At 70.0% G+C, this 12,717-nt stretch carries 1 pseudogene (only partly in view); it reads right to left on the reverse strand.

Annotated elements, in window-relative coordinates:
* A pseudogene (locus CCN37_RS30705) lies at positions 1-12,717 on the reverse strand (hypothetical protein); its annotated part runs 65,904 nt beyond the window's last position; the annotation flags it as partial.

The following is a 12,717-nucleotide window of genomic DNA, read 5'->3' on the forward strand; positions in this document are numbered from 1 at the left end:
GTCCGCCGCGGTCCACACCGACGTCGGGGTGGGCCGGTTCGGGTGGTTGCGCTTGAGCGCGGCGTAGGCTCCGTGCTCTCCGTGCTCCGCCACCAGTCGCTGGTACTGCGGGTCAGCCTCCAGCGCCGCGGTGCCCAGCCGCCGTCCGATCTCACTCTGGTAAATGCCGTCGGAGGTCTCGGCCCAGCCGAACACGCCGATTCCGCGATCCTGCGCGACATCGGCGAGCACGAAGTGCATCGCGGTCTCCGCGAGCTCTGTGCCCGCGCCCAGCCTGCCGCCCGTCCGGACGATCAACTCGCTGTCGACGACCGAGACGGTCGAGGCCGCCCTGATCACACCGTGGTCGTGGGCGACCACGACGAAGTGGGACCGTTGCAGGTCCTGCAGCAGGCGGTGGGCCAGCTGGTCGGTGTTGGGAGTCGACCTGAGCTGCTGTTCCATCCAGTCCCAGCGCTCGGTGCCGCGCTCGACCACGTGCACCGCGCCTTGCCGCTGACGGAAGAACTCCACGGTCTGCGTGGTGATCTTGTTGATCGCGTCCGACGGAACGGGTGCGTCGACGGCCCGAGTGTGCGGCGCGGGCGCGACCGGTCCGGTCGTCTCTGTCGCCCTGGCCATGGGAGCGGCAGGGGGAGCGGAGACGGTCTCCGCCGGTGCCTGCGTCGGTACCGGTGCTTCAACCGCCGTCGCGGGCGCGCTGGTCGTCGGAACCTCCGGCACAGGAGCGGCTGTCACGGGAGTGGCCGTCGCGGTGTCGGGGGTGGGCATCGGCGAGAGCACGGCCAAGACGTCGTAGGCGTGCTCCACCCCGCCGATCGTCCGGTCCGTGGCCGTACCGGTGATCATCCCGGTGTCCACGATCTCCTGGAGCCGGGCGAGCGCGGCGGTGATCTCGTCCCCGCCCAACCCGGCCTGCCGGAACCGCGCGGTGAGCGTGGCGGTGTCGACCGAGCGCACCGCCTCCAGTACCGAGGCGTCGAGCTGCTTGCCGAGCCACGCCGAGATGAACCGCCCGTGGATGTGCAGACCGCGGTGCCTGTCCAGGGGGAACGCCTGCTCGTGATCGACCAGCAGCAGCTGCCCGTCCGGGCCGGTCAGGTAGTTCTCCGTGCCCCGGTCGGGGTTGGCGATCACGTAGTCGAAGACGGCGGCCCGCTGCTGGTCCAGCGCCGTGTACTGGCTCGGGTCCTGGTGTCCGGGGCGAGCACCGGTGTGCCAGCGCTGCAGGGAGCCCCAGCCTTCCGGGCCTTCCCAGTCAATCGTCGGTGCGACCATGTCGGTCCAGGTCAACGCCTCGGCCAGCTGAGAGGTGGCGATCTCCCGGACCGCTCCGGACTCCGCCCACGACGTGTTCCGCCTCAGCGGCTTGTAGACGGCCTGGGCGTCGAGTTCCTCGACCCGGACCAGCATCGGCTGGGTCGAGCCGGTGCCGACCCGCCAGAAGGTCATCTCCGCCCGGTCACCGGAGAAGCGCTCACGCAGATCCTGTCCGGTGTGGACGGTCTCGGTGAACGGGTCTCCCTGCTCCTGCTCGACCTCCGCCGCGGTGTCCCGCGTCGCGGTGGCCGGTTCGGTGAGATCGACCGGAGGTCCGGCGTCCGAACTGCCGAACCGCCACTGGGCGGCCCGCAGGTCTTCCGAGGTGAGCTCGGTGAGCTGCTTCGCCTCGAGTTCCCGCGCCTCCTGCTCGAACGGGTCGTCGAACCCACCCACCCAGGCGGCACCGGTGATCCTGCCGTGGTTCCTGACCTCCACCAGGCGGTCGAGCGCCCCCTGGATCTCCTCCTCCCGCATGCCCGCCCCGCGCAGGCGGTCCGTCAGCCGCCCGAGGTCCACCTGGCGCAGGGCACGCAGGGTTTCCGCGCTGAGCGTCTTGTTGAGCAGTGCCTTCGTGAAGGGCGAGTCGATGAACGCCCGGCGCTCGCGCACCTTCGCGGCGTCCGGGAACGCCCTTTCGTGATCGATGAGGAACAGCCGGCCGTAGCGGATCAGGTAGTTGGTCGCGTTGCGGTCGGTGTTGGCGATCACGTAGTCGAACACCGCGGCGCGCTCGACGTCCACGGCGTCCAGACGGGACAGGTCGTGCTCGGCTGAGGGCAGTGCGCCTGCCGGCTCAGCACCGGGTACCCACTTCTGGGCCGAGCCGCGACCCCGTGGCCCGTGGCCCCACTCGGTGGCCGTCGGCACCAGGTCGGTCCAGCCGATCTCCTCCGCGACCCTGGACGAACCGATCTCCCGGACCGGCTTGTCCTCGGCCCAGTCCAGCCCCGGGGCGACTCCCTTGTAGATCAGCCGGTCGTCCTCCGCGCCGAAGTCGAGGATCCTCGAATCCGAGGAGTACCCCAACCCGAGCGTCCAGTCCGAATGCTCGTCCTCGGTCAGGTGGCGGTGCATCTCACGCTCGAGTTCGCTGCGTCCGAACTGGTCGAGCCCGTCCTCACCGATGACGAGCTCGGCCGCCTCGAGCCGGTCGTCCTCGCCCAGCCTGACGAGCCTGGCGCGGAGCCTGCGCTCGGCGAAGATCTGCGCCTCCGAGGACAGGTTCCTGAGCACGACCTCTCGCTCCAGCACGTCCTCGCCCACCCTGGTCCTGAGCGCGAGCACGGCGAGGTCAGCGGAGTCCGCCAACCGCGTGCGGATCGTGGGGTCCGAGATGTGCCCCAGCAGGGCCGTGATCACGTTGATCTTGGCCAGCTGCGCGTACTCGCGCCCGGCCAGCGGGTACTGGTCGCCGCCGACCCGACGCTGGGCCCTGTCGTAGAGCCCGACCAGCGCCTCGGCGAGTTGCTCGGCCACCGACACCGTCGCCTGGGCCGCGTCGAGCGGGGCGTTGATCCCGATCGTCACCTCGTGCCTGCCGGAGACGTCGTGGTTCACCTCGTGGTAGTCCCGCAGCCTCGAGTCGTCACGGATCACCTTGACGATCGGGCTCTGCCGGAACTCGGCCGAGGTGACGTTCATCCACTCCGCTCCGTGCGCTCCGCGGACCACGACCTGGGGGATCGCCATGAGATGGCCCAGCAGCAGCTCCGGCTCGCCGTGCTCGTGCTCACCGTGGAAGAGGTGGTCCACGGCGTCGCTGTCCGGCCGGGTGACCGGCCGCCTGCCCTCCACCGGTGGTTCCTGACCGATCTCCGGCGGGGACATGACCAAGGGCTGCGGCCGTTCCGGGTGCAGCCGGCCGACGGCGACCGCCGCCACGTTCTCGGCGTGCCGCTCCAGCAGGTCGACCGAGGTGTTGCCGGGCCGGACGCCCGCGCGCAGCCGCTCGGCGTGCGCGAGCTCGTGGGCCAGGACCTCCGCCAGGGTGTCCAGGTCGGCGAAAGCGTCAGGGCCGATCCAGATCACCCGGCCGTTGCGCGGGTCACCCTCGGCGTAGACGGGGGTGTGGGCCTTGGCGCCCTCGCCCGCCATCCACGCGAGGTTGTCCTCCCTGCGCACGAAGACGATCTGGTCCACGGCCGCCAGATCGGCTTCCATGCCGATGCGCTTGGCGACCTGCTTCAGCACGGCCCGCAGTGCCGCGTCCGCGGGCTGAGCCCCGTCGTCGACCTCCGGGCGCGGCCCGATCTCCCGGGGCGAGGAGCTGTCGTCGCTGCCGTCGGACTCCTCGGCGTCACCGATCTCGCCGCCCCACGCCTCGCCGGTGATCATGCCGTGCTCGCGGATCTCGGCGAGCCGGGCCATCGCGCCGATGATCTCGAGTTCGCCCATGCCGAGGGCGCGCAAGCGCTGTTCCAGCCTGTCGACGTCCACCGCGTTGACGGCGTCGAGCACGTCGCCGTCCAGCGGCTCACCCACCAGGTCGCCGACGAACTCGCCGTCGATGTTGACACCGGCCGCGTGCCGCAGCATCTCCTTGACGGACGGGAATGCGTAGCCGTGGTCGATCAGGATGAGACCGTTGTCGCCGTCGGTGTTCGTCAGGTAGTTGGACGGGTTGCGGTCGATGTTGCCGATGACGTAGTCGAAGACCGCGGCGCGCATCCGGTCGTACTCGGAGTAGCCGGTGTGTGAACGCAGCGACCGGCTGGTGCCCTCCACCCACAACTGCGCCGAGCCACGCCCCGAAGGACCGTCTTCCCACTCCGTGGCCACGGGCACGAGATCGGTCCAGCCGATCTCCTCGGCGACGCGGTAGGCGGCGATCTCTCGGAGCCCGTCGCCGTTCGCCCAAGTCTTGAACTTGCTGAGGGCCTTGTAGATCACCTTGGTGCTGTCCGCGAGCGCGACCAGCAAGGGGTTCGTGCTTCCGCTGCCGACCTCGGTGACCTTCCAGTCGGCGTCCGAACCCACCTCGAGGCGGCTGCGCAGTTCGCGCTCGGCCGCGCTGGTGCCGTCCTCGGCGACATCCAGCTGTGCGGGGGCGTCCTCGGCGATGCCGCCCTCCCACGCGTCGCCGGTGATCATGCCGTTGTCCTGGATCTCCCGCAGCCGCGCGACGGCCTGCTCGATCTCCCAGCGGCCGAGGCGCGACCGCAGCAGCACCTTTTCGAACTGCTCCAAGGAGATCTGGCGCACCGCGTCCAGCACGTCGGCGTCGAGTTCGAAGCCGATGTGCTCGACGACGAAGGGGGACATGATCGTCGGCGTGGTGTTGTGCCACTGCTCCTGGGTCGGGAACGTCAACGCGTTGTCGATCAGCCGCAGCTCGTTGCCCGGAGTGCGGAGGTGGTTGGCCGCGCTGCGGTCCATGTTCGCCATGACGTAGTCCAGGACGGCGGCGCGCTGGGTGTCCGCGTCGTCGTACCGGCTGATGTCCTCGTGTCCGCGCAGCGCCCCGGGGACCCACATCTGCACCGAGCCGCGTCCGAGCACACCCTCTGACCAGTCGGTGGTCGTCGGGATGAGCTGGGCCCAGCCGAAGAGTTCGGCCAACCTGGACGCAGCGACCTCCCGGCGCGGGCCGGTGTCCTCCCACGCCAGGTCGATGGGGTCGGACAGCTCCGGCTTGTAGATCGCGCGCCCGTCGTCCTCGAGCAGCACCAGCTGCGGCTCGGTGCCGCCACGACCCAGGTCGATGACCTCGGACCGGTCGGTGAGCCGGTCCAGCAGTGCCCGCTCCGCTTCGCTGACCTGAAGTCTCTCCGCGATCTCCAGCAGTTCCTCGATCGCGGCGGCCAACGTGCCCTGGTTCAGGAAAGCGTTGGGGGACAACATGATCACCTTGCCGCCCCCGTTCTTGGGAACGGAGCCGCCCGTCGGCGCCTCGGAATCGTTGCGGATGACGACGTCGTCCAGCGCGGCAAGCCGTTCGGCGAGACCGGCGTCCTCGGCCACCTCGCGCACGGTCTGCATGGTCTGCGGAAGTCCGCCGTCCGTCCGCGCGGTCGGCGGTCGAAGGTGGCTGGGCGTGCTCTGCCCCGGTTCGATCTCGCCGTCCCAGACCTCCCCGGTGATCTTGCCGTTGTCCCGGATCTCCTGGAGCCGGGCGAGTGCGCCGTCGATCTCGGCGTCCTCGATGCCCAGCGCCCGCAGGCGTTGTGCGAAGCGTTCGGTGTCGACGCCCGCGACTGCCTGCAGCACTCGGGGGTCGAGCGCCTGGTTGAGCATCCGCAGCGTGAACTCGGACTTCAACGCCATCCGATCGCCTGTTTCTCGGAGGACGGCGTCCACCAGGCTGATGGCGTTGTCGATCAGGACCAGTTTGCCGTTGACCGTGAGGTAGTTGCCGGTGTTGCGGTCGTGGTTGCCGATGACGTAGTCGAAGACCGCGGCGCGCTGCACGTCGAACAGGTCGTAGTCGCCGATGTCGCGGTGGGCAACGCGAGAGTCGGCGATCCACAGCTGGGCGGAGCCGATGCCTTCGGGGCCGTCGGCCCACTCCGCGGTCACGGGGACGAGGTCGGCCCACCCGAGTTCCTCGGCGATCCGGTAGCCGGCTACCTCCCGAGCGGGAAGGCTGTTGCCCCAGTCGCCTTCCTCGTCCGGCTTGTAGACGATCTTGTCGTCCCCGAGCGTGACGATGTTGGCGGTGGAGCCCCGGAACTGGAACGGCGGTGTGGTGACGTCGGTGAGACGGTTCAGCAGGTCCCGCTCCGCAGCACTGCTGCCGTTCTCGGCGATGCCGTCTTCGCGCCGGAGGAAGTCCCGGTACGGCGAGTTCCGCGGAGCGTCGAGCTGCCTGCCGGGGACCGGCGGTTCCTGGCCTGGCCGAGGAAGGGCCATCGCCTCCGGCTGAGCCCGCTCCGGGGTCAGCCGGGCGAGCGCGACCGCGGCGGCGTTGTTCGCGTGCCGTTGCAACAGCGCGACGGAGGTGTTGTCGGGCGTGAGGCCCGCACGCAGCTGCTCCGCGTTGGTCAGTGCCAGCGCCAGGGCCCTGACCAGGGTCTGCGGGGTGGCGAAAGCCTCCGGCGCGAGCCAGATCTCGGTGCCCGCGGCGTCCACCGGCGTGGCGCTGAGCGAGCCTCCTCGGCGCATCCACTCGGAGTTCTCCGGCGTCCGGACGGTGACGATTCGCTCGACCGCGGCCAGCGACTCGCTGAGGCCGACCACAGTGGCGACCTGGGTGAGCACCGCACGCAGGACGGCGTCCGAAGGCTGCTGCCCGTTGTCGCTCAGGTTCGCCAGCAGCGCCATCGCAGGCACCTCGGGCTGGCCGAGCTGACCGCCCCAGGCCGCCCCGGTGATCATGCCGTGCTCGCGAACCTCGGCGAGGCGGCTGAGCGCCCCCATGATCTCCAGCTCACCCATGCCGAGGGCCCGCAACCGCTGGCCGAGCTGCCGCGGGTCGACGGACTCGACGGCCTCGCGAACGGACCGGGGGAGGACCTGGCCGCGCACCCTGTCGATGAAGCGGCCGTCGATGTAGGACCCCGCCGGGCCTCGTGCCATCTCCCTGACGGACGGGAACGACCAGGCGTTGTCGATCAGGGCGAGGCCACCGCGTTCGGTGGTCAGGAAGTTGCCGGCACTGCGGTCACTGTTGGCGATGACGTAATCGAAGACCGCTGCCCGTGCCAGGTCGTGCTCCGAGTAGGAGTCCAGGCTCGGGTCGGAAGCACTCGCGTTCGGCAGCCACAGCTGCGCTGAGCCCCTGCCGTGACTCGGCGTGGTCCAGTCGGTGGTGGTGGGGACGAGGTCGGCCCAGCCCAGCTCCTCGGCCACGCGGGACGCGGCGATCTCGCGCAGGGCATCGCTCAGCGGCCAACTCGCCGAGTCCTCCCACGGCTTGTAGATCGCCTGCGTCACAGCGCCAGGTGTCGCGGAGCCGTCGTCGACGGTGGCGAGGTACGGAGTGGAGGTCCCGCTGCCGACCATGCTGATGTCGGCGTCTGCGGCGGAGAGCCTCGCTCGCAGCTCTCGCTCGGCTCGGCTGCTGCCGTCCGCTTCCTGCTGAAAGGGAGCGACGACAAGACCGGACAGCTCGCCGGCGACGCCGATCACCCCGGCCTCGATGGGGTTCTCGAGGGGGAACGGGTCGCCGGGGATCTGCTGGTTCAGCGCGTGGCCCTGCATCTCCCGGATGAACCGGCCGACCTGCGGGGGCCTCGCAGGGTCCCAGCTCGTGGCGAGCTTGAGCACCGCGATCGTCACACCCGTGACGAGGTCACGGACCGCGGCGATGCCCTCGGCCAGCTTGCGGAGCCCCACGTTCTGGGCGTGGTCGCCGCGGCCGAGCGCCTTCGCCACCACGCCGATGACCGCGTCGCGGTGCGGCGAGGACGGATCCTCCATCGCCTTCACGACGTTCTCGACGCTGAGCCCCGGCAGCAGGTGCGGTGCCTCGGCGGTGAAGGACGCGATCGCCCCGGCGTTGCGGGGGTCCTCCACGTTGTCGGACATCGGGTGCAGCGGGGTCACCCGGGCCAGGTTCTTCACCGCCTCGACGCGCCCTCGGGGGGTGGTGCCGTCGAGCAGGGAACGGATGTTGCCCATCAGCCGGGCGACGGTCACGTCCTCGTCCTCGATGGCCTTGCCCTCCTCCCTGCGCTCGGCGATCTCTTCCAGATCGAGGAACGAGTGCAGCAGAAGGGCGTGGGTGATCCGCTGCAAGAGCAGCACATCGGCTCCGTAGCCCACGACGAAGGCGTTGAGCACCCGGGTCAGCGCACCCCAGTCGTCGCGCATCTCCAGGTACAAGGTCGAGACGAGATCGTCGACGTCGGAGAAGGGGTCGCCCTGGTCGGCGAGGACGACGAGATCGTGCGCCGAGGGGTTGCCTGTGGGGGGCGCGACCGGGGTCCTGACCGGCACGCCGCCCGGGCCCAGCGAGTCCGGGACCAGGTCGACGCCGTTGATGCGGACGTTGCCGTCGGCGTTGACGAGCAGACTGCCGGGGCGCAGCCTGTTGAGGGTCAGCACCACACGGCCGCTGTCCGCCCGCTCCGGGTCCAGCTCCGCGGCGCTGACCCGTGCCTCAAGGGCGGGCAGGACGCTGGTGAGGCCGTGACGCTCGAGGAACTCGGGGTGGGTCAGCAGAACTTCGAGCACAGCCGAGGGCATCTGGTTGCTGGGGAGGCGGAACGGCTTGGGAGCCGCCTCGGTGTCCTCGGACGTGCGGTGCAGCGTCGCGACGTGCCCACCCAGCTGCCGGGCCGCGTCGACCAGGATCGACAGCGCTCGCCGGCTCGACTGCTCGTCCTTGGTGTCCAGCGCTCTGGTGAGGAGTTCGGTGAATGTTCTGGCCCCCGCCTCGGACGGGAAGACCGCGATGCCCGTCGCCGTGCGGTGATCAGGAGAACTGAGGGAACCGACGTCGACCGGGCCGTCGACCGCGACGGGCACGCCGGAGCGCTCAGCCCCGCGGTCGATCGCGGCGCGGCCCTTCATGTCGCGGAGGAAATCACCGGCTTTGGTCTCCGCGTCGCTCCGGTCGTCGTTGAAGTCACCCCGGTCGTAGAGCTTGACCACTCCGATCTCCCGCACCCCCGACGGTGCGAGGACCTGGACGGAGTAGGAGCCGTCGTCCCGGATCCCGAAGCTCAGGTTCCGCGCGTCGTCATGGCCGAGCGCCGCGGCGACGAACTCGGCGACCTCACCCCAGTACGGGTGGCCAGCCTGCTTGAGCGCGGCCCTGACATCGACGGCGCTCATGCTGGGAAGGACACGCGGTGCCGCGTTCACGAACGCCCTGATGGCGTCGTGGTTGGCCTGCGGCTCGTTGTCGACCGAGCGCCGCTCCAAGTCCGTCGCCAGTGCCAGTTCCAGCGTCGTCCTGACGCGCTCCGCCTGAGGCGTCAGGGGCACGGCCTCCGCCGCCTCCACCGGGCCGGGGACGGGCTCCGCCGCCTCCGCCCGGGCGGAGGCTTCCTGCACCTTCTGCAGGTAGAGCGGTGTTTTCACCTGGGAGAGCCAGGGCTCCGTCGGCGGGTGGCTTACGGGGCGGATGTCCAGAATCCCGTTGCCGCGCAGCACTTTGCGGCCGAAATGCGCGAACGCCACGACCATCGCCATCGGGATTTCAGAGGTCCACCAGAGCGGGTCGCCGCGGAGATGGTCGCTGTTGAGCAGGACGTCGCCGGGCATCAGTTCCACGGAAACGGTGCGGTGCTCGGTCAAGTACGCCCCGCCCTGACCGCGGCTCACCAGCTCCTTGAGCACTGACGGCTCCGTCAGGCCGTTGATGTCGAGCACCATGCCGTCGGGTGTCATCACGCCGCTGTGCCTCGGCACCCAGACGCCGTCGACGAGGGAGTCGAAGGTCACGACGTCCCACCCGGTCATGTGGTGCAGCGCGGCGGCGAACCGGTGGCACTGGTGCCCGCTCAGGAACTCCCTCGCGTAGTCGTCGATCGTGTTCGCGGTGAGGATCACGGTGCTGAGTCCGCTAGCGGTGGGGCTGTGCATGTCGAAGATGATCTGCCCGTCGAAGCCGAGGCCGGCCGGATTGCGCCGGAAGGGCGCCACGTTCGGGTCGTCGTCCCCCAACTGCGGTCGGCTGCCCTGCTGTGATCGGCCCTCAGCGGCACCTGCCTGCTCGTCGTTGGCTCCGGGCTGCCGCGCGCCCGCATCTTCACCCGTGGTGGCGCCCCACGCCCGTCCGGTGATCGTGCCGGTCTCCCGGATCTCGGCGATGCGCTCGCCGAGGAAGTCGTTGGCGGAGGTGTCGTCGATGCCGAGCAGCCGCACCCGAGCGTCGTCGAGCCGAGCGACGGCGGCGACGGTCTCGGGGCTGAGCGAGCGGCCGGACTCCATCCAGACGCGGACGATGTCGGAGCGGAGCTCCGTGAAGGGCAGCCCCTGATGGGCGTCCCTGGGCCAGGACTGCCTGCTGCCGCGCAGCAGTGCCCGCCCGATCCCGCTGACCTGCTGGTGCTCGGCGGGCCTGCTCATGATCCCGGCGAGGTAGTCCAGCACCACGGCCCGTTCGAGGTCGATCGGTGAGTAGGCGCGCAGAAGGTCGACGGCCTGCCTGGCCTTGCCGTCGAGCAGCGTCACGGAGCCTGGGCCGAACCGCCCGTCGGACCACTGCATGGTGGTGCCGACGAGGTAGCCCCAGCCGAGCATCTCGGCGAGTTCGGCGTAGGCGACGTCCTTGGCCGCCTCGCTGTTCTCCCACTGCGGACCGGCCACCCGGTAGGTCGCCTTGTCGTCGCTGTCGATGAAGGTGATCTCGTACGTGCCGGCGCCGGTGGGCCTGATGCCCTCGATCTTCCGCTCAAGCATCCGCGCCAGCTCTTGCCTCCGCGTCCCCAAGTCCTTGACCGGGACGTCCGTGCTGCGCGGGCGCTGAGCCGGGGCCCTCTTCGCCTCTTCCTGGAGCGTCTCCCTCCGCGCTGGCACCTTCGCGGCGATCTCGTGCGCGGCGCGCACCGTCATCGCGGAGTTCAGCTGGCTGTCGGACAAGTACTGGGCGGCGCCGTCCACGAGACGGCCCATGTCGCGGTGCGTCTGGACGTTGTCCTGGTCGGCGAAGCTCCCGACGCCCAGGTGCTGCTCACCGTGCGACTGGGTCTGCGCCTCGGCGATGACGCAGCGCGCCAGCGCGAGTTCGATGGCGCCGGCGGCACCGGGCAGCGCGGACGTCGAGGTGACCAGGCGTCCACCGACGCGCAGGTAGGTCTTCCACTCGCCGTTCGGTGCCTGGACGTGCGCCTGGTTGACCGGGGCGACGGCGCGGATCTGGCCCATCACGTGGACGACCACGACGCCGTCGTTCCTGGCGTTGAGAACAGCGGCGATGTCGTGGTCGGCCTTGTCGCCGTTGTTCAGGCGTTCCAGGTCGCGGAGCAGTTCGGGCCAGCGGCTGTCGCCCTTCATGATGACCTCGGCGACACCGCCCGCGTCGTGGGCCTCGTTGGCCTGGCCGGCGATCACGTCGATCGCCTCCTCCGGGACCACCGCGTTCAGCTCGGCGTCCACTCGGTCGGCGAGTTCACGCGCGTCCGCCGCGGTCCACACCGAGTTGTGCGCGTGCGCCCACGGGATGCCCGCCGCCGCGTGCTGGTCGAGCCTGCGGCCGATGAACAGGTGTCGCGAGATGGGCGAGGTCTGCGTGTCGTGCCGGTCGAGCACCGGTGCGCCGCGTTCCTTCGCGATCTGCGCCAACAGGTGCTGCGCGGCGATGTCCGCCTGCGGCAGACCGTTCGCCAGAACACCGGAGGCGAGCACGATGAAACCGCTCCGGGTGTCCTGCACCAGCGTTGCCGCCTGGAGGCCGCCCGGGGTGGTGGCCACGATCGCGAAGTTGGCTTGACCCAGTTTCTGCTGGAGCTCTGTGGCGACGCGGTCACCCGCCTGCTGGCCGCGTCCGGTGTCGTGGAACAGCCGCTGCCAACCCGGGCTGTTGCGCCAGATCACTTCGGCGCGGCCCTGATGTTTCCCTCGGAACTCCCTGACGTCCTTCACCACGTGGTCGACGGCCGCGTCGGGCACACCTCTGCCCACGTTGCGCTCGAACGGAGCCCCATGGCCGTGCCCGTGCTCCTTGTGGAACAGGAAAGACATGTTCTCGGTACCGGAGCGCGGCGGTTGCCAGGCGATGTTTTCCGCGTCGGCGTAGGCCGCCTCGCGGTCGCCGTTCAACCTGGCCAGAGCGACGGCCGCCCAGGCGTGGGCGTGCTCCTCGAGTGCGTCCACCGAGATGGTGGCAGGGGTGTGACCCGCGCGTAGTTGCTCGACGTGGGCGAGTTCGTGCGCGAGCACCCGCATGAGGGTCTCGATGTCGGCGAAGGCGGCGGGCGCGAGCCAGATCTCGTGGTTCTCGTCCTTAATGGGGGTTGCGCCGAGGGCGTTCTCTCGCCTGAACCACTCCAGCGTCTTCTGCTCGTGGTCGAGTACGACGTTGACCGCGAGCAGTTTGTCGAGGAGCCCGGCTTTACCCGCGGCGTCCCAGACGGAGTCCATGGTGACCGGGAGGCCGGGGTCTGCTGTGGCGGAGCCTTCGGACTCCCACTTGGCCCAGGCGTGGTTGTACTCCAGGGACAGGTTGACCCTGCTCCTGATGATCCGGCCCCACGCCTGGCCGGTGATCCGGCCTTCGCGCTGCATCTCCAGCAGACGCTCGACCGCGCCCTGGATCTCGTACTCGCCGATACCCGCCGATCGGAGTGCGGCGGCGAGCTTGTCCGGGGCCATCTCGCGCAGTTCTCGCGCGACCTGTGCGTCGAACGGCTTGTTGAGATGCTCCGACACGAAGTCGGAGTTGATGGCGACCGTGCCGGACTCCACCTGTTCGCGCGTCGGCAGGATGTCCGCGTCGCCGTGCAGCACGAGGTTGCCTGCGAAGTCGGTGCCCCACGCGCCATGCGCTCGGTGGTCACCGGTCTTGGC

It is taken from the genome of Allokutzneria sp. NRRL B-24872, from assembly GCF_002155965.1.
Lineage (GTDB): Bacteria > Actinomycetota > Actinomycetes > Mycobacteriales > Pseudonocardiaceae > Allokutzneria.